General features: G+C 46.6%; 23 protein-coding genes. 8 read left to right on the top strand and 15 right to left on the bottom strand.

The window, feature by feature from the left end; translation table 11 throughout:
- Nucleotides 1-143: 143 nt before the first annotated feature.
- From infB to bamA, 7 genes are all read right to left on the bottom strand, one after another.
- Entirely contained in the window at nt 144-2,852 is a 2,709-nt protein-coding gene (gene infB, locus Q0140_RS08980) for a translation initiation factor IF-2 (protein ID WP_297963879.1), read from the bottom strand.
- The gene (locus tag Q0140_RS08975) at nt 2,836-3,063 is read right to left on the bottom strand and encodes a hypothetical protein (RefSeq protein ID WP_040304108.1); all 228 of its coding nucleotides are present in this window, start codon (nt 3,061-3,063) and stop codon (nt 2,836-2,838) included. The genes infB and Q0140_RS08975 overlap by 17 nt, the downstream gene beginning before the upstream one ends.
- Nucleotides 3,064-3,084: 21 nt before the next feature.
- Nucleotides 3,085-3,966, bottom strand: a complete 882-nt coding sequence (gene thrB / locus Q0140_RS08970; protein ID WP_297963877.1) for a homoserine kinase — start codon at nt 3,964-3,966, stop codon at nt 3,085-3,087.
- 8 nt (nt 3,967-3,974) lie between these two features.
- Nucleotides 3,975-4,373, bottom strand: a complete 399-nt coding sequence (locus tag Q0140_RS08965) for a glycoprotease (protein ID WP_297963875.1) — start codon at nt 4,371-4,373, stop codon at nt 3,975-3,977.
- Between the two features lie 63 nt (nt 4,374-4,436).
- Entirely contained in the window at nt 4,437-5,321 is an 885-nt protein-coding gene (gene lpxC / locus Q0140_RS08960) for a UDP-3-O-acyl-N-acetylglucosamine deacetylase (protein ID WP_297963873.1), read from the bottom strand.
- 50 nt (nt 5,322-5,371) lie between these two features.
- On the bottom strand, nt 5,372-6,751 hold the full coding sequence (locus Q0140_RS08955) for a M23 family metallopeptidase (RefSeq protein ID WP_297963870.1): 1,380 nt from the start codon (nt 6,749-6,751) through the stop codon (nt 5,372-5,374).
- A 564-nt stretch (nt 6,752-7,315) separates the two neighbouring features.
- A complete protein-coding gene (gene bamA / locus Q0140_RS08950) occupies nt 7,316-9,571 on the bottom strand; it encodes an outer membrane protein assembly factor BamA (protein WP_291935735.1) in 2,256 nt (751 codons plus the stop codon).
- Between the two features lie 81 nt (nt 9,572-9,652).
- Between bamA and Q0140_RS08945 the strand changes: the two genes are divergently transcribed.
- Complete coding sequence (locus tag Q0140_RS08945; RefSeq protein WP_297963868.1) at nt 9,653-10,483, top strand: prephenate dehydrogenase; 831 nt, start codon at nt 9,653-9,655, stop codon at nt 10,481-10,483.
- A 120-nt stretch (nt 10,484-10,603) separates the two neighbouring features.
- On the opposite strand, the gene Q0140_RS08940 is transcribed toward Q0140_RS08945, so the two are convergent.
- The 7 genes from Q0140_RS08940 to accD form a co-directional block, all read right to left on the bottom strand.
- Nucleotides 10,604-11,335 carry a metallophosphoesterase gene (locus Q0140_RS08940; RefSeq protein WP_297963866.1) on the bottom strand — a complete coding sequence of 244 codons (732 nt, stop codon included), beginning with the start codon at nt 11,333-11,335 and terminating at the stop codon, nt 10,604-10,606.
- Nucleotides 11,336-11,447: 112 nt separating this feature from the next.
- Nucleotides 11,448-11,870: a hypothetical protein gene (locus Q0140_RS08935; RefSeq protein ID WP_297963864.1), complete on the bottom strand. Its 423-nt coding sequence runs from the start codon at nt 11,868-11,870 to the stop codon at nt 11,448-11,450.
- A gap of 22 nt (nt 11,871-11,892) precedes the next feature.
- The gene (locus tag Q0140_RS08930) at nt 11,893-12,819 is read right to left on the bottom strand and encodes a tRNA-dihydrouridine synthase (protein WP_297963862.1); all 927 of its coding nucleotides are present in this window, start codon (nt 12,817-12,819) and stop codon (nt 11,893-11,895) included.
- 539 nt (nt 12,820-13,358) lie between these two features.
- Entirely contained in the window at nt 13,359-14,360 is a 1,002-nt protein-coding gene (locus Q0140_RS08925) for a LapA family protein (RefSeq protein WP_297963860.1), read from the bottom strand.
- A gap of 2 nt (nt 14,361-14,362) precedes the next feature.
- Nucleotides 14,363-14,719, bottom strand: coding sequence for an RNA polymerase-binding protein DksA (gene dksA, locus Q0140_RS08920; protein WP_005872423.1), 357 nt, complete (start codon nt 14,717-14,719; stop codon nt 14,363-14,365).
- A 9-nt stretch (nt 14,720-14,728) separates the two neighbouring features.
- Nucleotides 14,729-15,181 (bottom strand): 23S rRNA (pseudouridine(1915)-N(3))-methyltransferase RlmH, encoded by a 453-nt coding sequence (locus Q0140_RS08915; RefSeq protein WP_297963858.1) that lies wholly within the window; start codon nt 15,179-15,181, stop codon nt 14,729-14,731.
- Complete coding sequence (gene accD, locus Q0140_RS08910) at nt 15,181-16,080, bottom strand: acetyl-CoA carboxylase, carboxyltransferase subunit beta (RefSeq protein ID WP_297963856.1); 900 nt, start codon at nt 16,078-16,080, stop codon at nt 15,181-15,183. The genes Q0140_RS08915 and accD overlap by 1 nt, the downstream gene beginning before the upstream one ends.
- A 93-nt stretch (nt 16,081-16,173) precedes the next feature.
- Between accD and recO the strand changes: the two genes are divergently transcribed.
- Nucleotides 16,174-16,788: a recombination protein RecO gene (gene recO / locus Q0140_RS08905; RefSeq protein WP_297963854.1), complete on the top strand. Its 615-nt coding sequence runs from the start codon at nt 16,174-16,176 to the stop codon at nt 16,786-16,788.
- A 169-nt stretch (nt 16,789-16,957) separates the two neighbouring features.
- Here recO and Q0140_RS08900 read toward each other — a convergent pair whose 3' ends face one another.
- Nucleotides 16,958-17,524 (bottom strand): PAS domain-containing protein, encoded by a 567-nt coding sequence (locus tag Q0140_RS08900; protein WP_297963852.1) that lies wholly within the window; start codon nt 17,522-17,524, stop codon nt 16,958-16,960.
- A 156-nt stretch (nt 17,525-17,680) separates the two neighbouring features.
- On the opposite strand from Q0140_RS08900, the gene Q0140_RS08895 reads away from it, so the two are divergent.
- The 6 genes from Q0140_RS08895 to Q0140_RS08870 form a co-directional block, all read left to right on the top strand.
- On the top strand, nt 17,681-18,901 hold the full coding sequence (locus Q0140_RS08895; protein WP_297963850.1) for an MFS transporter: 1,221 nt from the start codon (nt 17,681-17,683) through the stop codon (nt 18,899-18,901).
- 97 nt (nt 18,902-18,998) lie between these two features.
- Complete coding sequence (phsA, locus tag Q0140_RS08890) at nt 18,999-21,263, top strand: thiosulfate reductase PhsA (protein WP_297963848.1); 2,265 nt, start codon at nt 18,999-19,001, stop codon at nt 21,261-21,263.
- Between the two features lie 11 nt (nt 21,264-21,274).
- Nucleotides 21,275-21,841: a 4Fe-4S dicluster domain-containing protein gene (locus Q0140_RS08885; protein WP_297963846.1), complete on the top strand. Its 567-nt coding sequence runs from the start codon at nt 21,275-21,277 to the stop codon at nt 21,839-21,841.
- Nucleotides 21,834-22,805, top strand: a complete 972-nt coding sequence (gene nrfD / locus Q0140_RS08880; protein ID WP_297963844.1) for an NrfD/PsrC family molybdoenzyme membrane anchor subunit — start codon at nt 21,834-21,836, stop codon at nt 22,803-22,805. The genes Q0140_RS08885 and nrfD overlap by 8 nt, the downstream gene beginning before the upstream one ends.
- 26 nt (nt 22,806-22,831) lie before the next feature.
- Nucleotides 22,832-23,485, top strand: a complete 654-nt coding sequence (locus Q0140_RS08875; RefSeq protein WP_297963842.1) for a response regulator transcription factor — start codon at nt 22,832-22,834, stop codon at nt 23,483-23,485.
- On the top strand, nt 23,478-24,577 hold a 1,100-nt coding region (locus tag Q0140_RS08870; RefSeq protein ID WP_297963840.1), incomplete at its 3' end, for a HAMP domain-containing sensor histidine kinase. The genes Q0140_RS08875 and Q0140_RS08870, both read left to right, overlap by 8 nt.

Here is a 24,577-nt window from a genome sequence, read left to right as displayed (position 1 = left end):
TCGCGCATTCCGCCGCTAAATTTAAAAGGCGAAATTTCACGCCCAAATTTTGCGAGCATAAAATTTCAAAGCGCGATCGAGGCTTAAAATTTAGCCGCAAGCCGTGCAAACGAAGCGAATGCCCACGCAGAATTCCGCGAGCATTAATCGATCGTAGCCTGCTCCTCTTTTTGCTTGTAGCTTTCGATAAAATCGCCCACGCGCATATCGTCGTAGCCTTCGATGCCTACGCCGCACTCGAAGCCCTTGGCGACCTCCTTGGCGTCGTCTTTGAAGCGCTTGAGCGAGCTGACGTTGCCCTCGAAAACGATGACGCCCTCTCTGATGACGCGGATCTTCGCGCCGCGAGCGATGAGGCCGTCGGTAACCATACAGCCCGCGATCTGCCCGATCTTAGGCACGTTGATGACCTGGCGGATCTCGGCTTGACCCAAGGCCTCCTCGCTGATGATCGGGCTCATAAGGCCGCCCAAAAGCGCCTTGATATCATCTATGAGATTATAGATGACGTTGTAGGTCTTAATCTGCGCGCCGCGCTCCTTGGCAAGCTCTTTGATTTCGCCCGTAGGACGGACGTTGAAGCCCAAGATCACGCAGTTTTCGCTGGCGCTTGCTAAGGCGATGTCGTTTTGCGTGATACCGCCGATGCCGCTGTGGATGATATCGACCTTAACCTCGTCGTTGCGGAGCTTCTCAAGGCTTGCTTTGATAGCCTCCAGCGAGCCCGCGACGTCGGCCTTGACAATCACGGGTAGGCTTTTTAGCGAGCCTTCGGCGATCTTGGCGCTTAGCTCGTCGATAGTGACCTTGGTCGATTTGCTAAGCTCTTTTTGGCGCTGATGCTCGTAAATTTTACTCGCGTACTCGCGCGCTTCCTTATCGCTTGAAACGCCGATCAGCGTCTCGCCAGCGCCCGGAACCTCGCTAAGGCCTATGATGACGCCGCATTCGCCCGGTAAAATTTGCTTTAGCGCCCTGCCCTTATCGTCGCTAAGCGCGCGCACCTTGCCGTATGCAATGCCTGCTACGACGGTATCGCCGACGCGTAGAGTGCCGTTTTGTACGATGACGGTGGCAACGGCGCCGCGCCCTTTTTGAAGGGAGCTTTCGATGATGGTTGCCTTAGCTTGCTTGCTAGGATCTGCTTTGAGCTCCAAAAGATCGGCTTGCAAAAGCACGATCTCTAATAAATTTTCGATCCCATCGCCCGTTTTTGCGGAGATCGGCACGAACTCGTAGCTGCCGCCCCACTCAGTAGGCATTATGTCAAGCTCTGCAAGCCCCGTTTTTACGAGATCGGGATTGGCGTTAGGCTTATCCATCTTGTTTATCGCGATGATGATCGGCACATTTGCGGCCTTGGCGTGCGCTATAGCCTCCTTAGTCTGAGGCTTGACGCCGTCGTCTGCCGCCACTACGATGATTACGATATCGGTAACCTCGGCTCCGCGCGCTCTCATCGAAGTAAAGGCCTCGTGACCAGGAGTGTCGATGAAGGTGATCTTCCTGCCGTTTTTTTCGACCATATACGCGCCTACGTGCTGCGTGATGCCGCCCGCTTCGCCGCTTGCGACGCGAGAGTTTCGGATGTAATCTAGCAGGCTCGTTTTGCCGTGATCGACGTGTCCCATAATGGTGATGACAGGCGCTCTAGCGATTAAATTTTCTTCGCCTTCGCTGTCCTCGTAGGCCTTGATGTAATCAAACTCCTGCGCCTCATCGACGATATTTACTTCGATACCGAATTCGCTTGCTAAAATTTCTATCGCGTCCTCGTCCAAAAAGTCGTTTTTCGTCGTCATCATCCCAAGCGCAAATAGCTTGCCGATGATCTCGCTAGGCTGCTTTTTGATCTTATCGGCAAACTCATAGACGCGGATCTCTTTTGGGATATTTACAGAGCTTACGATTTCGCTACCCTGCTCGCGAGGGGCTTTTTTATGCTTTTTGCGACCGCCGCGACTTATACCGCCCTCACTGCTGAAAATTTGATTCTGCGAGGCGCGATAAATATTGGGTTGGTTTTTACTTTTGGTGCGGTTTTCGGTCTGGATCGGTTTGACGGTGAAATCGGGCATTACCACGACATCCTCGTCCTCAATGACGATATCCGCCATCTCGTGATCAGGAATGATGTCGATTTTAAGGGCATCCTCTTTTTTAGCGGCGGGAGCTTTTTTCTTTTCGATCTTTTTCTTTTTCAAATTTAGTTCAGCGTTTGAAAAGATCGCCTCTAGGCTCGCACTTATCTTTTCGCGCCTAGGCTCGGTCCTATCTTGTGCCGCCGGAGCTTGAACTTCCTTTTTCTTTTTTACGATGACTAGGCCACGACGCTTTTGCAGGCTCTCGCTAGCAATACTATCGCCGCTGTTTATCTGCACCGGCGCAGGCTTTGAAGCGGTGTTTTGCTTCTCCTCTTTCTCCTGCGGGGCGGAGGAAATTTCCTCTTTTTGATTTTGGGATTTTTCGGTTTTTACCTCAGGCTCTTGCGTACGCGTTTTTTCGTCGCTAGGCTCTTTGGCGCTCTGCGCGGGCTCTTTGGATTCGGAAGCTTTTAAGCTTTCCGCCTTTTTAGGACTCTCTTTTTTAGCGGTTCTTTTAGTTTCGCTCTGTTTTTTAGCGGGCTTATTCTCGTCTTCTTGCGCTTTTTCGGAGCTTTTTTTCGCAGGCTTTGACTTTTTCCCCGGCAAAATTCCCGTCTGGATATAATCGTAAATAGCGGCAGCTTCCTCTTCGCTTACTTTATTCGACGCGGTTTTTACCTTTTTAAAGCCCATCTCCTGCGCTTTTTCGATTATCTCTTTGCTTGCGTATCCAAGCTCATCCGCGATATCTTTAATCAGAACACCCATTTAAAACCCTCTCCTTGATATGTCCCAAATCTGCGCTAGACGCAAATTTAGATAGATATTTTGAAATTTTCTCTTTTTGATTTATGCAACCGTCGCAAATATAAAATTGTCTGTTTGAGCTTATATTTTTAAAATTTTGCAAAAAGGCGTGGAGTTCGCGCTTGGCGAAGCGCCCCTTGCAAATAACGCACATCCTAATCGGTTCGCTCATGCGATTATATCTTTATTTTTCTTAGTCAATATTAAAGCCGCCGTTGTCGATCTCTAAAATTTCGACGCGGAAGTTTTTAAAATTTTCGCTAAGGCAGGCTTTAAGCTTTGCGGCGTCGGCTCTGTAGGCTAAATTTAAAAAGCTTGAGCCACTTCCCGAGAGCGAGCTCATAAGCGCGCCGTTATCATAGGCGATCTCGCGCACCTTAAAAAGCTGCGGAAGCACGCCCATGCGCATCTGCTCGTGCATCTTGTCGATACAGGCGTAGCGCAAGCTGTCGTAATCGCGTCGCATAAAGCAAGCGGTCAGAAACGCCGCGTGCGAGAGGTTGCTAACGCAATCTTTGATCGAAAAGCTCTTAGGCAGCTTGCCGCGCGATTCGTTCGTAGGCATCGGCGTATCGGGGATAACGACGACGGCTTGCAGATCTTGCGAAATTTCGCATTTTTGCGTGCGAACCGTCTTGCCGTCCACGACGCTGCTGACAAAGCCGCCGAGCGTTGCGGGCGCGACATTATCGGGGTGATTTTCATATTCCAGCGCCGTGTTTAAAATTTTAGCGCGATCGATCTCAAAGCCGCAAACTTTATAAGCGCTTGCGATAGCGCCTACGATCACAGCCGAGCTGCTACCTAGCCCACGCGAAAACGGGATGTTGTTGTGAAAGGCGAATTTAAAATTTATCTCTTGCCCGCCGCCTAGTTTTCTGTAAATTTCATTGAAAATATTCAAAAAAGCGTTGCCCTTCTTAAGCCACGCTCTGTCGCTGCCCTCGCCGCTAAGCGATACGCAAAAAAACTTCTGCTCGGTAATCTCTACTTCGTTAAATAGCCCTAGGCTAAGGCCGAGCGCGTCGAAACCGGGGCCTAAATTTGCGCTCGTCGCAGGAATTCTTATAATCAAGCTCTCTCCTAAACCGCTTCTATGATGTAATTTGGAAGTATATCATCGCTTTTATTTAAAACCGATAAATCCTGCGGCAAAGATAGCGGGGCGGGGGTGCATTTTTTCATTTTGATTTCGCCGCGCTCGTAAACGTAGCTGAAGTTTTTATTCGCCCTGATCGGCCCGAAGCCGCTTAGCTCAAAGCCGCTGATCGCATACAACGGCACATCAAGAGCGATACTAAGCGTGCGCAAGATCACGTAGCTTACCTTCATACCCATGAAGCTGCCGGGAGTGTTTGCGTAGATGAGCTCTTTGATTTTATAAGTTTTTATAATTTCGCTAAATTTGCAGATCAGAAATTTATCGGCTTTTTCGCCTTCGGCGCTTGCAAATTCCGCTATCTTAGCGCCGTTTTCATACACGCCGAGCAAGCATGGAGCGCTAAGAGCGGCAATTATAATTTCAACCTCTTTGATTTTGCAGCCTTAAGCAAAGACTTTTTGATATTCGCGCACAACCTCGGCGGTAAGATCTACTAGCTCAAAATTTTTCGCGTCGGCAAGGACTGCCAAAGTGAGTTTATGATTTAGATCGTGGCTTCCCGCAAACGCCATATAATCGCCCAAAATCGGAGCACCTACGAGCGCAAGATCGCCGATCGCGTCTAAAATTTTATGACGGACAAACTCGTTTTCAAAACGTAAGCCCTCGGGATTTAAAATTTTATTCTCGTCTATTACGACGGCATTTTCTAAACTGCCGCCTAGAGCCAGCCCCATAGAGCGTAGCGCCTGCACGTCTTTCAAAAAACCAAAAGTTCTGGCGCGCGAAATTTCTTTAAGATAGGCTTTTTTGCTAAATTCAAAAACATAGTGCTGAGTGCCGATGAGCGGATGGCTAAATTTAATTGTATAATCAAATTTCGGACTCTTGCTAGGGCTCAGCCGCACTAGCTTATCGCCCTCACGAATCTCCACGGCTCGCTTGATAATAAGGGCTTTTTTATTCGCGTCAAGCTCTCTTACCCCCGCTTCGTCCAAAAGCATACAAAAGCTCGCGGAGCTTCCGTCCATCACGGGAATTTCATTAGCATCGACGATAATACGGATATTATCGATACCATAGGCATTAATGGCGCTCATTAGATGCTCTATTGTTGATATATAGCCCTTCTCATTTCCTACGACGGTCGCCATTTGCGTATTTATGACGTTTTTCGGCTCGGCTTTAAAACTAACGCCAAGATCACTTCTATAAAATACGATTCCACTGCCTGCCTCTAAAGGCTCTAACGTAAGTCTGATAGGCTCACCTTTGTGCAGCCCGATGCCGACGTTATGGACTTTCTTAGCTATCGTTGTCTGTCTCATTTCTATCCTCGTTTTCATTAACCCGCGCATTATAGCGAAAATTTTAAAATTTACTTACCTTTTTCTATTACTTTTTTGGACGATTCTAAGACATCGGTAATGTTATCTTTCATCCACTTAGGATCCATCCACTCCTCGGGTCTTACGTCCACACCCTGAACTACGATGCCAAAATGCAGATGATCTCCGAAAGCAAAGCCGCTTGAACCCGTTTGCGCTAGAATGTCGCCCGGCTTTACATCGCTGCCCACACTTAACTGCGTCGCCGAGCAGTGTCCGTAGATGCCGTATAATCCGAAGCCGTAGTAAATTCCTAAATTTAATCCGAAAATTCCGTTTTCCTGCGCGAAAACTACCTTGCCGTAGTTGCTCTCTTTAATATCGGCGTTTGCGACGCTTGCTAGATCGAGCCCCATATGCCACGACTCGCTTACCTGTTCGTCGTTCATAAAAAATATCCGATGATCGGCAAAGCTTGCTACCGCTGCGCCTTTAGCAAGCGGATAAAAAGGCTTTAGCTCAAATCCATTTATTTTATCCTCGTGCACCGCGCTAGTAGCGGCGTGCAGATCATCTCCGTTTTTCTTACGCAGAGTTTCGTTTACGAATTTAAATTTCTCCAAATCGCTCATCGAGTTAAAATTCTGCGCATATTGGCTAGCCAGATCGCTTACTTTGCCGTTAATAAAACCTGGATTTAGCTTGATAGTAGAGACTTTATATTTTTTGTCTTGATAAAAATATTTTATCTGAGAAATGCTTTCGTTGCCTGCACGATCAGTGGCGACCGCTTCTGCGCGAAATTCCTCTAAATTTGCAGGCCACGCTACGAGAGACGCATAATAGCCCTCTTTTACAAAAGGAATTGCTTTAAAAATTTTGCCATAGTTGGTTTTGACATAGACTTCGCTTAGGCGCTCGTCTTTTGCCGAAAATACGACTACAGCGCTACCGCCTTTAGTGATTTTATAGGATTGATTGATGATATTGATGATGGGCTTTTTGTCATCTATTATTATATTTGCCGTTTTTGCGCTCTTATTTCCTTGCGCAAAATTCCACGAGCTAATGTCGTTTGCAAAAACCTCGAGCTTGTAGTTTTTATCTTTATTAAGCATCAAATTTTTAGGAAATTGCACGGCAAGCTCTAGCGTAGTTTGCGGAACGTTCAGCTCCTCATTTAGTAGCGGTATCGTGCTGGCTCCGTCGTTTAAATTAACGCGAACGAGCTTAATGCCGGTATCGTCTGAAATTTTAATCTTCAAGGGCGAGGTTAAATTCCAATAAATTTCATTTTCCAGCGCAATTTGCGGAGGATTTTTTTCAAATTTCGGCGAGGTAAAAATTCTAAAGATTCCATAAACCAAAGCACATATTATAATAAGAAATATTAAAATTTTAAGCTTCGTTCCATTGCCATTTCTACGCATAAAAGAGCCTTTGATATGATTTTAGAGCGCGATTTTACAAGCTTAACTTAAATTATCGGTAAAGCGAGGCAAAATTTAACGCAAATGTTTAGCGATTTACGAGGCGATTTAAAATTTTAAATTCTAGCGATTTTAGAATCTCAAAATTTATGAGCTTTAAAATTCAGTGGCGCGCTAAATCCTATGCAGTGAAATTCTGCGCACAACAAAGCGGAGTTTATCGTCTATATCGTAATCTTTAAAATTTCAATATATAATTTCTTTAAAGTATGCAAATGGCTTATATTGATTTTTTAGAACTCTTTTACTTAAAATTTTACCATACGAATGAAATTCTAAACTATCTTGATAACTAAAATTCTAAAAAATTCAAAGCAAGCTATGCGTTTAAATTTCATCCTAAGCCGAGCGGAATTCCAATTAAAATTTAGCTCAACCCGCCTACAATAATTCGGCTGCAAATTAGCGCGACAAGAAAGGCTAGAATCGCACGCAAGCGTTATTAAATTTTAAGGCGTGCGATAGAAATTCTACGCACGCCACAGCGTTCGCAAGGCGTCGCGTTTAATTAAATCTAGCACCGATACTAAATTCGAAGCTATTTGTGTCGTCGTGCGGTTTTTTATTAAGCGGCTTGACGAAGTATAGCTGCAAAGGCCCCATCGGCGTCATCCACTCGATACCAGCGCCCGTGCTGTAGCGCTCCTCCTCATTCCAGTCATGATCGCCGATCATTCCGTAGTCAAAAAACGTTACAAAGCGCATTTTAAGCCTATCAACTACCGGAAAGCTTAGCTCAAAAGAGTTATTAAAACTCTGCATGCCGCCTGTTTCGATATAGCGGCAATTATTTGCATTTAAGCAGATCTCTTTTTTCGGGATACTGCGACCTTCGTAGCCTCTAATGCTTTTCATTCCACCCAGGAATAGCTTTTCGTTGATTGGGATTTTTTTATTACCTTCCCACATATAGCCCGTTGCAGCTTTGTATCTAAAGATAATGTCGTGATCGATATAATCTCGCAAGCCAAAGTAGTAGTTAAACGATCCTCGCGCCTTGGTGTAGTCCATATCGCCACCAAGACCCGCGTATTCTAAGCTAGCACTTGCGATCATACCACTTCTTGGCAAGTAATAATCATCGGTGCTATTATATGTAATAGACGGGATGATCGAGCTTTTTAAATTCTTGCCATCTAGATAGCCTGCTTTGGCGTAATATTCGTTTAAGCCCTTAATCTCGCTTTTTTCGAGATAATATGTAAGGCTTACATCGGTATTGCGTCCGATTTTGCGACCGCCCGTGATTGAAAATCCGTAAGATTTCTCATCGTAGTCGTCCCAGTCGTAATCGTTGGCAAAGATCGATCCGCCCAAGCTATATTCAGAATCAAACACTCTAGGATTGGTTAAGCTCAAGCGTCCGCTTAGCTGATCGTCGCTCTTTTCGACCGAGAATGCGCCGTGAAGGCCGGTGCCGAATACGTTACGATCACTGATACCGCCGCTAAGTAAAATTCCATCCTCGCTGCCATATCCGATACCGCCAGTGATAGAGCCTGTAGGAGCTTCTTTAACTGCGACTTCAAGATCGATCTGATCGTTAGAAACGCGGTTTTCTTTAATCTCCACCTCATCGAAATACCCCGTGCGTTTTAAAGAATTTAACGAATCGTTGTAGTCGGTTTTGCTATATAAATTTCCCTCGGTCAGATACATCTCGCGGCGAATGACCTTATCCTCGGTCTTATCGTTACCCGAGATCGTTACGTTTCTAATATAGACTTTATCCTCAGGGATGACTTGATACGTGATAGCGACCGTGCGAGCTTCTTTGTCCTGCTTAGTCTTAGGCACGATGCGCACATAGGCATATCCCTGATCCGCGACTAAAGTCTCTAGTGTATTCATATCGCGGCGCAAACGCTCGGAATTCATTGTATCGCCCTTTTGAAGCTTAAAATCGTCCAAAACCTTTTCTTTATCAAGCTTGATTATATCTGCAGGATATTCGATATCTACGGAGCTTACGGTGTATTGCTCGCCCTCGCTGATATAGTAGGTAAGATCAGCAGTGTAATTATCCATATCGGCATTAAGTAGTGGCGCAGAAACCTGTGCGTCTAAGTAGCCTTTTTTATAATATTCTTCTTGAATTCTATTTGCGTCGTTAGGAAGCTCGGCGGTTTTTACCTTGCCATCGTTAAAGCCCCACATCCAGCCCAGCATCTCGCGTTCTTTATTGGCAACGGATGGCTCTATATCATCATAGTCGAGCTTGTCTGCGCCTACTAAATTTACCTTATCGATGATGATATTTTCGCCGCGATTCACCTCGATCGTTAGCAAGATGACCGATTTATCGTCGTTTATCGGCTTTGGATAAAATTCCACCACGGTGTCAAAAAAGCCCTTGACTTCGTAGTATTGCTTGATGCGGGTCTCCGCTTTTTTAGCAGCCACCTCATCGTAAACCTGACCCGGACGCAAACCGATGAGCTCATTGATCTTGTCGCGATCGTTGGTAACTACGTTTTTGATCTCGACCTTGGCGATGGTCGGTTTTTCGGTTACGTTGATAGTGACCGCGCCGCCTTGTTCGCTGATATAAACGTCGCTGAAATAGCCCTGCTCAAATAGCTTCGAGATCGCAGCATTGGTGTTTTCGCCGTTAAGCTCATCGCCTACTTTAAGTCCTGAAATTTGCTGCGCAACCTGTGGAGAAAGATGCCTTAGCCCTTCAAATTTAATGGATTTTATCTGCGCGGCGCATGCCACGGAAATCCCGCCTACTAAGAGTAAAAAAACGCTTTTTTTCATAAAATTTTACCTAAAAACGAAAATAATTTGCGTATAATACCACATTAAAATTAAAACTTGCATATATCAAAAAGGAATTTTATGAAGATAGGAATTATCGGTCTGGGTCTCATCGGCGGCTCTCTTGGGCTATGTCTAAAAAGCACCAAAATCATCAGCGCCGTCTATGGCTGCGACATCAACCGCGAAAACGAAAAAGAAGCTCTGAAACTTGGGCTCGTGCATGAAATTTTAAGTCTGGAGCAGATGAAGCAAAGCTGTGACGCGATCTTTCTCGCAATCCCCGTGGAGGCAATTATTGAGACGTTACAAAAACTAAGCGACTGCAGAAGCGAGACGACGATCATCGATCTAGGAAGCACGAAATTTAAAATTTTGCAAAACTGCCCTCCGCAGATCAGACGAAATTTCATCGCGGCTCACCCAATGGCTGGTACCGAAAACTCCGGCCCGCAAGCGGCGTTTAAAGAGCTTTTAAACGGCGCAGTAGTCGTCATCTGCGACGATCACGGCGCGGATGAAGTGCATATCAAACGAGCGGTCGAAATTTTTTCATTCGCGGGGATGAAGATCGTATTTATGGACGCAAAAAGCCACGATCACCACGTAGCGCTCATCTCGCACCTACCGCATGCGATCAGCTACTCGCTCGTAAACAGCGTACTAAAAGAGGAAAATCGCCGCAATATCATAAATTTAGCCGGCGGCAGCTTCTCGGGAATGAGCCGTATCGCCAAAAGCTCGCCGCAGATGTGGGTCGATATTTTTAAGCAAAACCGCACGAACCTGCTAGGCGCGATCGATGCTTTTAAAAACGAGCTTGAAATTTGCGTGGGGATGATTCGTGACGAGCGCTGGGACGAGCTTGAGGCCTGGATGTATGAAGCGCGCAAGCTAAGGGATATTATTTAAAATTTCAGCGCGACCTGACTGCGCGACGGGAGCTGCAAGAACGCGCCTTTAAATTCTAAATTTCGCTTTCAAATAGCCTGCGCAATTTAAATTTTAATACGTGCGAGCATGGATGCGAACTCAAAAATCTATGCATTCTTGCGTAAAAATTTTCTTTGAGGGAAACTCTAACGCGCAAAGTCTCGCCTTCTCGCACCAATGCTTTTTATAAACACAGCCCAGATCGATATTTGCGCTAAATTCCGTAATGACGGGCTTTTTTACTGGCGTGTGCCCGTAGACGTTAAAAATTCCATCATTCGCGCTATCATCTCCGCGCCCGCTTAGCACGTGAGCGGCGAAGCTTTTCTTTCGCTCATCGTCGTATCTGGCGCTCCACATACGCCCCACCGCGGAGTGCGATACGACGAGAGCGCGACCGCTTTCATCACACAAATCATACTCCAGGTAAATCGGCAGCCGCGAGACAAACCGCAGATGTTCCTTGCATTGCTTCACGCCTCCGTGACGATAATACGACGCTAGCGTCGCCTCACCGCCGTTATTAAATAGCCAGCTTTCATCCAGGCTAAAAAATGCGTAGAGGTCATTTGAGCTCGTAAATTTGCCCGTTTTTGCGCATCTTAGGGCAGTTTTTGCGTTGCCCACAAAGCGCTTTTCGTGATTGCCCATCACCGCGTCATATCCGCGAGTGCGCACTAGCTCCACCACATCCGCGCTCGCAGGGCCTCGGTCGATCAGATCGCCCACAAAGCAAATTTCGCTATCAAATTTATGCGGCAGCTGCTCTATTAACGACAAAAGCGATCTGTAGCAGCCGTGCACGTCGCCTATGATGTAGATATTTTGCATAATTTTTCCTTAAATTTTAACGCCCTCGCCTTTTAACGCGCGAGCTGTGATTGTAAGCGGCGACCAAGAATTTCAAGGTGAAATTCTGCACTAAATTTTAAAATTCTGCGCGCTAGGTTTTAGGTGAATAAACTTGTTTTAAGACTTCGGCTACCACGATCAGAGCTAAAACGTAAGCCGTGCAGATGCCGATTAATATATCGCCTCCATGTAATTCAAATGCCGCAGCGATCGTTATCCCCAAAAACGGCGATATTATCCAAATCGCCACGGTCGGCAAAAACAGATTGACGAAAAAATTCACAAGCCTATCAAAATCCTTTAGTTTTTCGGCAAGTATCGCGCAAATTCCGCAGAAAAATATCCAAAGAACTACAAAATATACACACCTTTCCTGCAACCATTCTGAAAGATAGCCATATCTATCGCTAAAGGCGACGAAAAATAGCTCTACTGACAAATCCACTAAAATTAAAACGCTTGTGAAGCAAAAACCCATCGAAAACGCGCAGGCTATAATTTTTAAAATAATCATCAGAGCTCCTAAAATGCTAAATTTAACTAAAAAATTCCTCGATCAGCCGAGTCATTTCGCTCTCGGTGGTGACGTGGTTGATCTGCTCGCGAAAGCTTGCGGCATTTTCTCGCCCTTTGGAGTATTCGTGCAGATGCTTGCGAAATATCGCTACGCCGCGCATGCCGTAGTGGCTAAGCATTTGAGAGAAATGATAGAGCACGACTTCCCTTTTTAGCGCGTCACTTGCCTGTTCGCCCGTTTTGATCTCGCGAAAGATCCAGGGTCTGCCGATTACCGCGCGACCGATCATCAGCGCGTCTGCGCCGCTAAGGTCTCGTACTGCGGGCGCATTGGCGGAGTTTATGTCGCCGTTTGCGATCACTGGGATTTGCAGCGCGCGCTTAGCTCTTGCGATCGCGCTGTAATCCACCGCTGCGCTGTATCCGCCCGCTCTGGTGCGGCCGTGAATTGCGATAAAATCGGCTCCTGCGCTCTGTACGGCGCGCGCGATATTTTCGATATCCACGGCACCAAAGCCCAGCCGCACCTTTGCGCTCGTAAATTTTTTATTCGAATACTTTTTAATCGTCTCGACTAAGCGCGATAGACGGGGTAGATCAAGCAGCAGCGCCGAACCGGCGCCCTGCTTTACGACTTTAGGGACGGGGCAGCCGCAGTTTAGATCGATGCCGTCGATGCCGTCAAATTTATTGATGAGAAAAACCGCCTTTTTTATGATTTCCGCATCGCTGCCTGCGATCTGTACGAAAAATGGGGTTTCCGCGGCGTTTTTTTCGAGCATCTTTAGCGTCTTTTCGCCCTCGAAAACAAGGGCGTTTGCGCTTATCATCTCGCTTACGGTCGCGTCGCAGCCGAATTTTTTCACTACGCCTCGCAGCGGCGGATCCGAGAAGCCCGCCAAAGGCGCCAAAAATAGAGGGTCCTTTTTAAAAAAATCTTCCGTCATTTTAAATTTCTCATTTTGATTTCGTCCAAATTTAAACCTTTAAATTTAACGCCGCAGCGCTTGCAGCGGGTTTTGCCGCGAGCTTTAAAATTTTAAATTTCATAGGCTACGTATTCGCATTTAGGCGCGAATTTTATTTTTAAGCTTAGCTAATTTGAGTGGTGGCAAAACGGCAGCAAGGATGATCGCCACCAAATTTTATTTGCACGGCAAACCCAGCAAGCAGCTTGCAAAACGCCGCACGGATTTTAAAATTTCAGCACTTTTATTCAGCTAGCGAGTCTTGCGCTTTATGTTTAAATTCTAAATTTCATCGCATAAATGCAAAACCCGTTTACACGCGCACTACGCAAGCAAATCTTTTAAATTTTACCGCTTGCGCGCATTGATTTTTCGATAAATTTTGAAATTTAAAATTTGCGCGAGTTAGAATTTTACCCGCACTTTAAAATTTATCGCGCAGGCTGTGTTTAATAGACGCAAAGAGCTTAAAAGCAGTCTCTCTTACCCGCATAAAACGAACTCATAAAATTACCGAGCTAAAATAACAGCGACGCAGGGACGTTTTTGCCGTTGTCTCGCAAAAATAGCAGAATTTTAAACTTTTCAAACTCGTCGCCGTCGGCAAGACTTAGCTGCTCTCTAAACTCGTCGATCATGCCAAGCTCATATAGCGCGTACAGATATGCCTCGGTCGCTTCTTGATTCTCGTTTTTGAGCCGCTCGAAAAAGGCTTTGTATTGCTCTGGAGCGAGATGATTTTTTAGCTTTTTGGCAAAGCCGATAAAATCCTGCTCGTTAAATTTTTCATTATTTACGAGATCGAAAAGCTCCTCGCTGCTGATCTCAAAGCTCGCGTCATTTACCGCGCGATCCACTAAAATAGTTACCTCGGCTATATCTTGAGGAATTTTATAGGCCTTGATCTTATCGTAGCTTCCTTTGGCAAGCGCTACGGCATAGGCTTTTTTAGTGATATTTTCGCTATAAACGCCCTTAGTTTTTAAAATTTCATACGCATACGCAGGCTCGGCGTCGAGGCGGTTGAGCTCGTTTTGCAAAAATAGTCCGTTATCTTTAGGAAGTTTATATTTTCGCAGATCCGCCACTTCGCCGTTTTTAACCTTCTCAATAACACCTATGACCTCTTTTAGATCCTCATTTTTGACATCTATGCCGGTGCTATCATACCATGGAGATAAAATTTTAGTAAGCTCGCTTGGGTCTTTAAAATACTCGGTTTTAAAGTCTTTATTGGTATCAAGACCCAGCAAAACCTCTTTACTCATCGCATCGTATGCGCTTAGATCCTTTGCGATCGCCCTTTTTGTGCGGTAAAAAGCAAAGCTATGAAAAACGATATGAAAAATCGCCAAAATCATATATAAAATTAACGGCAGTACGATCCACACCGCCACAGGAAGCGTAAGCGTAAAACCGAAAAGCCCCAGTGTATAGCTACTGCTTTGCTGCGTAAAAACTAAAATCGCGACGATTGCGATATAGACGATCGAATATAAAAAGAATTGCTTGGTTTTCATAGCTAACTCCTATTTTGCTTTTCCGCCTGTTCCTTGCACGAAATGCACAATCTCGCCTCTGGATTTACCTTAAGACGCTCTAAGCTTATCTGCTCGCCGCAGCTCTCGCAAAGCCCATAAGTGCCGTTTTCGATGCGTTTAAGCGCGCTTTCGATCTCTAAAAACGCCTTTTGTTGATTAACATTGAGCGAGTATTCGATGCTTAAATCCGTATTCATGCTCGCTACGTCAAAATCATCCGCAGCTTTATTCTCGCGCAATTCCGAAATTTCATTTACAGAGCTATTAATATTGGCGATGAGTTGCTCTCTTTTTTCTTCTAAAATTTTCTTGTAAAATTTCAACTCGTTTTTCTTCATTACTTCCCTTTATTTGTGATATGGATGGTTTGCGTTAATGCACAGCGCGCGAAAAATTTGCTCAAAGAGCAAAAGTTTAGCGATTTTGTGCGCTAACGTAAGCCTGCTAAGACTGATTATTTTATCGGCTTTTGCCTTAAAATTTTCACTAAGCCCGTAAGCGCCGCCGATGAAAAATGACACGCTACTTTTATCCTTTAGCATACTCGCAAATTCCATGCTATCTAGCTCCTGTCCGCGCTCATCCAAAGCTACGACGTATCCGCTAAGGCGCGGTAGATAAGCTTCATCATACGCCATAAGTGCGAGCTCGCGAGACGCGCTCTGGGCACGAGCGATATTAGCATTAAAAAACGTCTCATCTCGCACCGCGGCAAATTTAGCCGCCATTTTTTTATAATCACTTATCGCGCCTGCGAACTCGTCCGCGCCCTTTTGGATGGAATTTACCGTTATCTGCACTACTCTTCGCTTCCCTCTTCGTGTAGCGACTTATCGCTCGTATCGTCAATCTGCACGGCGTTTTTGCTAAGCACATTTATTATATCGCTTAGATACTGCCTCATCTCAGCTCTAGGCACGATCGCATCAATTAATCCATGCTCGAGCAGAAATTCCGATCTCTGAAAGCCCTCCGGCAGATCCGCGCCGATGGTTTGCTTGATGACGCGCTGCCCGGCAAAGCCAATAAGAGCGCCGGGCTCTGCGATGATGATATCTCCCAGCCACGCAAAGGACGCGCTCACGCCGCCCATCGTAGGATCGGTAAGAATGGAGATGAAAGGAATTTTATGCTCGGATAAAATTTTAAGCGCGGCAGAGGTTTTGCTCATCTGCATCAGCGAAAAGGTGCTTTCTTGCATCCTAGCACCACCGCTTGCGCTTACGATGATTAGCGGCTCGTTTTTATCAAGGCTACGTTTTACGGCACGCACGATCTTTTCGCCCTCCACGGAGCCCAGGCTTCCGCCCATGAAGTTAAAATCAAACACCACAAGCTGAATTTTTTGGCGACTTATCGCACCCTCGCCCGCGATCACCGCGCTAAACCTGCCTGTTTTTTCCTTGCTCTCGGAGATACGCTTTTTGTAGGATTTTTTATCGACGAATTTTAGCGGATCGACGGGCTGCAAATTTTTATCGAACTCCACGAACGAGCCCTCGTCGCAGATCAGATCGATGCGAGCTTGCGCGTCAAAACGCAGATGGTAGTTGCACTTGGGGCAAACGCTATGATTTTGCTCGACCTCTTTGCTATACATCAGTGCGCCGCATCCCGGGCACTTTATCCAGTGCGTAGGAGCTTCACTCGGCGCAGGTTGCGTCCTACGTATTTTTGAAAATAGATCTCCAAAATTCATATGATTTCCTTTAAATTCTATGAAATGAAACTTCTGATTATAACCTAAAATTCTTTATTTAAATTTATATGTGAATTTCGCTAAAATAGGAAAATGCAAGGATTTATATTAAAAACGACCAAGGTTAGGGACGAGGACTGCATCGTGGACGTGCTGAGCGAAAGCGCGCTCGTGCGTGCATATCGCTTCTACGGCGCGCGCCACTCAAACATCATCCAGGGCTATAAAATCGACTTCGAGCTCTCGCAAAATCAAAATTTCCTCCCTCGCCTTAGCGGCGTGATGCATCTAGGATACGCGTGGCTAGGAAGCCGCGATAAACTGCTATTTTGGCAGCAATTTATGCGGCTTTTACACGCGCATCTAAAAGATGCCGAGCATCTGGATAAATTTTATTACGAGCTGCTAAACCACGCTGCTATGCGCTTTGGCAAACAAAATCCGCGCCGCATAATCGTAGAAAGCTACGCCGAAATTTTAAAATTTGAGGGGCGGTTGCACGACGAGCCGTATTGTTTTTTATGCGATGAAGAAATTTTAGAAAATATCGCGCTATGCCGCGGCTTTTTGCCTGCGCACGAGCATTGCGCACAAAGAGTAGGCTTTGCGCAGAATGAAATTTTAGAATTTTTACGAAGCAAAAAGACGCTAAATTTAAGCGACGAAACTGTCGAGAGGCTCTATGATATAACGCTTGAGGGACTTTGAGCGCGGCGCATTTGGTGTGGACGTAAAATTCAAAGCTCAAGCGCTAAATTTAAAATTTCGTAGAATTTCAAAATTCATGAGCGGGCGGCTTTGCGCTTTATTTGTCTTCTACTCGCGCCGAGCCGAATAATCCCGCATTGCGCGGGGTTTGCATTAAATTTTAACTGGACTAGCTAAAAAGCTTTTTCATCGCCTTAAAAAACATTGCAGTGAGCGGATTTGATTTACCTGAGACCTTTGCGATCCAGCTCTCGTAGGTTTCGCCTTTGCTCTTTAAAAAGTCCACGAACGCCTTTTGGCTAGCCTGCATACCGCCGTTTCTTTCAGCATCCAGCAATGCCCTATAAATTGGCTCTATAGTTTCGATCGCAGATCTTGGTGGAGCCTTGCGAAATGCCGTGTATTCGGTGATCTGCCCCGTCACGGGATCTTTTTTAGAAGTAAATTCGGTAATGACCCAATAAAAGCGCCCATCTTTGGCTAAATTTTTAACCACGGCGGTAAAATCCTTGCCCTGCTGTATCGTATCCCACATAAGCTTAAACGCTATGCGCGGCATATCCGGATGTCGTATGATGTTATGCGGCTGCCCCAAGAGCTCAAGCTCACTATAGCCGCAAATCATACAAAAATACGGATTTGCAAACGTGATAATGCCCTTCGGATCGGTTTTGGAAACTATATAGCGCTTCTCGTCGAGTTTGATTTCCTGATTAATCGGAGTCGGTCTTTGCATTTTTAATCCTTTGCTTAAAAATTTATTGCAGAGTATATAAAATTTTTCTTTTCAGAAATATTAAATTTTCGTTAAATTTTTATAAATGTTAAATCTTTAAGTGAATTTTTAAAATTTAATGTATAATCTCAAATCAAAATTTCAAAAGGCAGCGCGTTGAAAAATCCCTTCCTATCGCTTAAATACTCAAATTTTAGAATTTATTGGATCGGGATGAACCTCTCGCTGATCGGTTCTTGGATGCAAAGCGTCGCACTGCCGTGGCTAGTGCTAAGCATCACCGCAGACGCTTTTAAGGTCAGCCTCGTAGCTGCGGCGAGGTTCTTGCCCGCGCTACTTTTCACGCCGTTTTCCGGTGTACTGCTCGATAAGTTTAATCGCAAAAAGATCCTTTTGCTCGCTCAAATAGGCATGGCGGTGACCGCCTCAATTTTCGCGGTTATGAGCTTTTGCGAGCTATATTCTTTCGGCAAAATTTTATTTTGCGCTTTTGCAAGTGGCATCTTTACCAGCATGGATGCCCCGAGCCGTCAGTCGATGGTAAAAGACCTCATCGACTCGCCCCGCGATCTAGCCAACGCCATAGCGTTAAATTCTATGTCCTTCAACGTCGCTCGTATTGCAGGACCCGCACTTGCGGGGATCGTGATGGCGCTGTGGGGCGTGGGCTTTTGCTTTTTATTCAATGCGCTTAGCTTTTTAGGCATCATCGTTTCGCTGTTTTTCATAAAAATTCCGCCATCCGCTACTACGCTATCTAGCAGAAGCGGAGGCGTTTTTGCCTCGATAGGTGCTGGAATTTCGTATGTATCGCACAAAAAAACCCTAAGCGAGCTAATGATAATAGTGCTTATCGTAGCGACGCTGGTGCCAAATTACAACGTAACAATCTCGGCACTTGTTAAGCTTAGCCTAGACGCGGATGAGCGAAGCTTTGGATATTTGATGTCGGCTCTGGGCGTGGGAGCCTTTTGCGGCGCGCTTTTCGTAGCAGTTTTTGATAAACTTGGCATCCGCAAAATCAGATCGTGCGCGATCGCTATGGGGGTAAGCTTAGCTCTTACTGGGGCTGCGAATTCCTTCGCATGGGCTGCAGTAGGGCTTGCCGTAACTGGGTTTCTTTTCGTAATCACAAACTCAAGCATTAACTCCACCGTGCAGATACACGTAAGCAACGAATTTCGCGGGCGCGTGCTTAGCTTATACGCGCTATTTTTAATAGGTAGTACGCCATTTGGAGCGCTCATATCGGGCTTTTTTACCGAGCTGCTAGGCGCTCGCGTAGCCCTTGCGATCTGCGGCGCAATTAGCATTTTGCTACTGCTGGCGCTATTTTACGGCTTTAAAATACGGCGCAGGACGCATTTTATCTTTTGAGATAAAGTCTAAGCCAAAAGCTGCATTATCAAAATTAACCTTATTTTTACGATGAAGCCTTAGAATTCCTACCGAAATTTAAAGGTAAGGAGTTTTTATGAATAGACGAAATTTCTTAAAAAGCACCGCCGCAATCGGCACGCTAGCGACGCTAAATCTAAATTTAAACGCTAGCGCGGTCACCGGCGGGACGGAAAAGAAAGTCGCCAGCGTCTGCGAGATGTGCTCCTCGCGCTGTCCTATCGAAGTTACCGTCAAAAACGGTCGCGGCGCTCTCATCGAGGGCAACCATCGCTTTTCAAACAAAACCTCGGTCTGTGCTCGCGGAGGCGCGGGCATAAATCAGCTCTACGACGATCAAAGGCTCATTAAGCCGCTCATTCGCGTGGGCGAGCGCGGCGAGGGTAAATTTAAAGAGGCGAGCTGGGACGAGGCGCTTAAAATTTGCGCGCAGAGACTAGACGAGATTTCGCAAAAATACGGCCCGCAAAGCGTAGTTTTTACATCCAAAACGGGCGAGCACCACACTCAGATGATGAATTTCGCCTGTGCCTACGGCAGCCCGAACATCTACTCGCACTGGTCCTGTTGCCCGGTCACCTACAATATCGCCGTGCCGCACACCTTCGGCGCTAATATGCAAAGAGACTACGGCGATGCAAAATATATCGTAAATTTCGGCCATAATCTTTTTGAAGGCATCGACATCTCAAAAACTAAAAAGCTCGCAAAAGCCGCAAGCAGAGAAGACGTAAAGCTTTTGGTTCTCGATCCGCGCTTTAGCGTCGTAGCTTCCAAAGCTGACGAGTGGCTGCCGATAAAACCGGGGACCGACGCGGCGTTTTTGATGGCGCTGATTCACGTCTGGCTGCGCGATAACAAATACGACAAAAAATTTATCGAACAATATGCCGTGGGGCTAGAGGAGCTAAAGCAGTCCGTGAAGGATACGACGCCGCTTTGGCAAGAGGGCATTACGGGGATCAAAGCGGACAAGATCGAGCGCATCGCAAATGAAATTTACGCCGCGGCTCCCGCAGTCGTAATCGACTGGGGTCATAAAACCACGACCGCTAAGGCCGAATATATCCGCACGCGCGCCATCGCGATCGCAAACGCGCTGATGGGAAACGTCGAGAAAAAGGGCGGAATTTACTTCTCTAAAGACTCCAAAACCTTCAACGCGCTTTGCAAAGAGGATCTATTCCCTACCATCTCAAACCCGGATAAAAATTTTAAAATTCCAAAGACCGCGCGTATCGACGGCTGCGGCGAAGAAGGTAGCGAAAATTTCTTCGTGCCGCGCAAACACGGCGTTTTGATGCAGATCGCGCCTACGATTTTAAGCGAAAAACCGTATCCTGTAAAAGGCTGGGTCAGCACGCGCTTTAACCACCTCATCAACGTTGCGGGCGTGGATAAGAGCGTAGAGGCGATCAAAAAGCTAGACTTCGTGCTCGCAATCGACGTGTATATGAGCGACTTCGCGTGCCTAGCTGACGTGATCTTGCCCGAATCCACGTATTTAGAGCGCGACGAGTCGATTCAAAACAAAGGCGGCACCGCGCCGGGATTTGTGATGCGAAACAAAGCCGTCGAGCCGGTGGGCGATACGAAGTGCGGCTATGAAATTTTTAGAGAGCTTGCAAGGATGATGAAGATCGATAAGGACTACACTTGGAACAACATCGACGAATACCGTATGCAGCAAGCCAAAGGCAACGCCGAGCTAATCGCAAATTTAATCAAAAACGGCTACGTAAGCTACAAGGTGCCGAAGCTATACTACCGAGAGCCGAAGCTCGTGGCTAAATTTATCGATAAATATCCTGCCGCGGCGGAGTTCGTGGATGAAAACGGCGAGATGAGCTCGCAGATGAAATTTAAAACCCCGAGCGGCAAGATCGAGCTTTTCGCGCCGAAAGTGGAGGAGCTTTTCGCGGGATACGGCTGCTTAAACACCGAGGGTATGGACGTATTCGGCGGACACAAATACTGCCTAATGACCGGCAAGACCGCACTTCACACCAACGGCCACACGCAAAATGTCAAAATTTTAAACGATATGATGAGCGAATCGCCGGTTTGGATCAGCCCAGCTTCTGCAAAAGCGGAGGGGCTAAAGACGGGCGATATCGTAAAGCTCAAAAACAAATTCGGCGAGCAAAAGGCTAAAATTTTCGTCACGCAAGGCATCAGGGACGATTGCCTGTTTTTATACCACGGCTTTGGGCACGTAAGTCCGGGGCTAAAGCGCACGAACGGCGTAGGCACCAACCAAAGCGTCCTTCTCGATCCCGCTGCGGGTCCTGTGGTAAGCACGATGGTAACCAACGTCGGCGTCGATATAGTTAAAATTTGAAAGGGGCGGTTATGAAAAAACTCATAATGATTCACGACGAAAATTTATGTATAGGTTGCCAAGCCTGTTCGGTTGCGTGCAGGAACGAAAACGGCGTGCCGAGCGGCGTTTATAGGCTGCAGGTTCACGGCAAAACAAGCGGCGTTTTTCCAAATTTAAAGCTCGATTATTCGCGCGCCAGCTGCGTTATGTGCGAGGATAGCCCCTGCGTGGACGTCTGCCCTACGGGAGCGAGCTTTAAAACCAAAGACGGCGTAACGCTCATAGACGAGAGGCTTTGCGTCAGCTGCAAATACTGCATCCTGGCCTGTCCTTACGACGCTAGATTTGTCGATCCTATCACGCACGCTATCGGCAAATGCACCTTTTGCTACACGAACCGCACTAGCAAAGGTTTGCAGCCTGCCTGCGTAAGCGTGTGCCCAACGGATGCTTTAACTTTCGGCGACGTAAATGACCTAAATTCCGAGGTAAGCAAGCTGCTAGCCAAAACAAGCGTAGAATATCCAAAAGCATATCTAAACACCAAACCGCGCCTAGCGAATATCAAAAACAAAAAAGGAGGACGCTATGAATAATATGTGGGGCGATATGAGCCAATACTCTGAAATTTACTGGCCTTGGCCGATTGCGATTTATCTATTTTTGGCGGGTCTTAGCGCGGGAGCGACGATGGTGGCGCTTTTAGTCAAATGGAACCGCCACGAAAGCGAGCAAAATTCCATCTGGGACGCAATGATTAGAGCGGGTGCGATCACGGCGCCGATCACGATCTGCGCGGGGCTTTTGCTTTTGATCTTTGATCTGGGCAAGCCGCTTAGCTTTTATCTTTTGCTGATCAAATTTAACTTCGGCTCGGTGATGAGCCTCGGCGTGGCGGCGCTTTTAATCTACGTGCCGCTTAGCTTCGTATTTGCGCTATGCGTCTTCGGCGAGGAAATTTGTAAATTTAAACTGCTCGCCTTTCTGCGACCTATCGTAAATTTGCTAAGCTCGTTTGCCAAAGCTTCCAAACTCTTCGAGCGAATTTTATTTATCCTTGCTCTTTGCGTGGGCGCATATACGGGCTTTTTACTAAGCGCGGTGATGAAAATTCCGCTTTGGAATACTCCGGTGCTGCCGATTTTATTTTTGCTATCGGGTTTTTCCAGCGGCATTGCGGCGAGTATTTTAGTGGGACTTCTATTTTTTAAAGGCTCGTTAAACAAAGATAGCATAAAATACCTTTTGGTGCTTGATCTGCGCGCGATACTCTTTGAGATTCCGCTTTTGTTCATTCTATTTGTCGGGATGTATTTCGAGGGTGGCACGAGTGCGCTTGCGGCACAGCAGGCTTTGACGCACGAGGTTTACGGTAAAATTTTCTGGATCGGCGTTTTAGGCACGGGGCTCATCGCTCCGATCATCATCGCCTTTACGGCGCTGAAAAACCACGCCTACAAGCCTGCGTTTATAGTTTTAAATTCTTTCGTCGTGCTTTGCGGCGTCATTCTGCTTCGCTACTTCGTTGTATATGCGGGGCAAATTTGCACGGGAGCGTAGTCTCGCTCCCGATTTAGGGAACGAGTTTGAAAATTTTACTTTTAGAAGACGATTTTGAATACAGAAGCAGCGTAAGCGAGTATCTCACGGAGCTGGGCTACGAGGTGGACGAATGCGAAAGCGGCGACGCAGCCTGTGATAAGATCGCCGCAAATACCTACCACTTGCTGATCTTAGACATCAAGGTGCCGGAGGTCTCGGGCGAAGAGGTGCTGAGATACGCGCGTAGCCTCGGCCTTAATACCCCCGTGATGATGATGACCTCGCTCGGCGACATCGACGATTTAAGCCAGTGCTACGAGCTGGGCTGCAACGAATACTTAAAAAAACCTTTCCACCTAGCCGAGCTTAAATTTAGAGTAAGCGAGCTGATGCGAAAGTATTTCGGCGACGAAAAGGGCGCCGTCAAGATCGCGGGCAAATTTTATTACTTCGCAAATTTAAAAATTTTAAAGCGCGCGGACGAAGAGATATCGCTAAGCGCCAAAGAGATCAAAATCATAGAATTTCTGCTCGCCAATATCAAAAGATTCGTAAGCGTCGATGAACTCATCGCCGACGTGTGGGACGGCGAAGCGGGCAGCGTCGACGTGCGCGTGCATATCAGCAACCTCCGCGCCAAAACGAGCAACGACTTCATCCTCTCCAGCCGCGGACTCGGATATAAGATCAATGCTTAAAGGGTTTAAATTTACGCTTTTTAGCGCGATCTTCATCATCGGCGCCTTTATAAGCGAGAGCCTTTATATAATCTATTTAAATTCCAAAATCGAGGAGAGCGCCGACGTCGCCGAGCTGATACAAAAAAGCGGCGAAGCTCTAGCCGGCGCGGATCCGGATCTAAAAGACGAGCTAATCTACGACTACGCGATTCTAAATGCAAACGGCGAAATTTTAAGATCAAACCTAAGCGTGCAGCCGCCGGATTTTGCGTTTATCACGCTGAAATTCGGCGGGCGGGTGTTTTTTAAGCGCCACTTTCTGCATGAGGGCAAGCTGCATTTTTTCGTCATCTCAAAAAAGATAAGCTACGCAAAGATAGAATTTATCGCGATCTCCACGATCTTTATCACGATTTTCGTAGCGCTCATCATCGCGCTGTTTAACTACAAAATCATAAAAAATTTCTACGCGCAGCAAAGCAACCTCATCAAGGCGTTTTTCAACGACGCGATGCACGAGCTAAAGACCCCTCTGGGCGTCGCGCTCATCAACACCGAGATGCTAGGCCTACGCGACAAACACACGGCGCGAATAAAATCCGCGCTCAAGCAGATGGTAATTACTTACGAGGACGTGGAGTACTTCATCAAAAGCGGCAAGATGAGCTTCAAAAGCCGCCGCATCGATATGAGCGAGTTTTTGGGCGCTAGGATAAATTTCATCTATCTGGTCGCAAAAAGTAAAAATATAAGCCTGCAATCGCGAATAGCGCCAGGCGTGAGCGTCTTTATGGGCGAAACCTCGCTAATGCGCCTCATCGACAACACCCTAAGCAACGCCATAAAATACTCGCGCCCAGGCGGCAAGATCATCATCGGGCTAGAAAAAGGGGTGAGCATAGCGGTCTTTAGCGTGCAGGATTTCGGCATCGGCATAAAGGATACGAGCGCAATCTGGGAGAGATACTCGCGCGAAAACGCGGCTCTTGGCGGATTCGGTCTCGGGCTAAACATAATCGATAAAATTTGCAAGCGCTACGGCATCGCAAAAAGCGTCAGCTCAAAGCTCGGCGAGGGCAGCACCTTTTGCTACAAAATCCCGCTGTTTAA

It is taken from the genome of uncultured Campylobacter sp., from assembly GCF_938045405.1.
GTDB lineage: Bacteria > Campylobacterota > Campylobacteria > Campylobacterales > Campylobacteraceae > Campylobacter_B.
The sequence above is the reverse complement of the archived record's forward strand: the minus strand, read 5'-3'. Positions and strand labels throughout refer to the sequence as shown.

Excerpts from the sequence above, each read along its gene's own strand:
- Q0140_RS08925 (WP_297963860.1), bottom strand. The coding sequence starts at position 14,360 with ATGAAAACCAAGCAATTCTTTTTATATTCGATCGTCTATATCGCAATC.
- accD (WP_297963856.1), bottom strand. The coding sequence starts at position 16,080 with ATGAATTTTGGAGATCTATTTTCAAAAATACGTAGGACGCAACCTGCG.
- recO (WP_297963854.1), top strand. The coding sequence starts at position 16,174 with ATGCAAGGATTTATATTAAAAACGACCAAGGTTAGGGACGAGGACTGC.
- phsA (WP_297963848.1), top strand. The coding sequence starts at position 18,999 with ATGAATAGACGAAATTTCTTAAAAAGCACCGCCGCAATCGGCACGCTA.
- Q0140_RS08935 (WP_297963864.1), bottom strand. The coding sequence starts at position 11,870 with ATGATTATTTTAAAAATTATAGCCTGCGCGTTTTCGATGGGTTTTTGC.
- Q0140_RS08945 (WP_297963868.1), top strand. The coding sequence starts at position 9,653 with ATGAAGATAGGAATTATCGGTCTGGGTCTCATCGGCGGCTCTCTTGGG.
- infB (WP_297963879.1), bottom strand. The coding sequence starts at position 2,852 with ATGGGTGTTCTGATTAAAGATATCGCGGATGAGCTTGGATACGCAAGC.
- dksA (WP_005872423.1), bottom strand. The coding sequence starts at position 14,719 with ATGAAGAAAAACGAGTTGAAATTTTACAAGAAAATTTTAGAAGAAAAA.
- Q0140_RS08900 (WP_297963852.1), bottom strand. The coding sequence starts at position 17,524 with ATGCAAAGACCGACTCCGATTAATCAGGAAATCAAACTCGACGAGAAG.
- Q0140_RS08940 (WP_297963866.1), bottom strand. The coding sequence starts at position 11,335 with ATGCAAAATATCTACATCATAGGCGACGTGCACGGCTGCTACAGATCG.
- bamA (WP_291935735.1), bottom strand. The coding sequence starts at position 9,571 with ATGAAAAAAAGCGTTTTTTTACTCTTAGTAGGCGGGATTTCCGTGGCA.
- Q0140_RS08975 (WP_040304108.1), bottom strand. The coding sequence starts at position 3,063 with ATGAGCGAACCGATTAGGATGTGCGTTATTTGCAAGGGGCGCTTCGCC.
- nrfD (WP_297963844.1), top strand. The coding sequence starts at position 21,834 with ATGAATAATATGTGGGGCGATATGAGCCAATACTCTGAAATTTACTGG.
- Q0140_RS08930 (WP_297963862.1), bottom strand. The coding sequence starts at position 12,819 with ATGACGGAAGATTTTTTTAAAAAGGACCCTCTATTTTTGGCGCCTTTG.
- lpxC (WP_297963873.1), bottom strand. The coding sequence starts at position 5,321 with ATGAGACAGACAACGATAGCTAAGAAAGTCCATAACGTCGGCATCGGG.
- Q0140_RS08885 (WP_297963846.1), top strand. The coding sequence starts at position 21,275 with ATGAAAAAACTCATAATGATTCACGACGAAAATTTATGTATAGGTTGC.
- Q0140_RS08955 (WP_297963870.1), bottom strand. The coding sequence starts at position 6,751 with ATGCGTAGAAATGGCAATGGAACGAAGCTTAAAATTTTAATATTTCTT.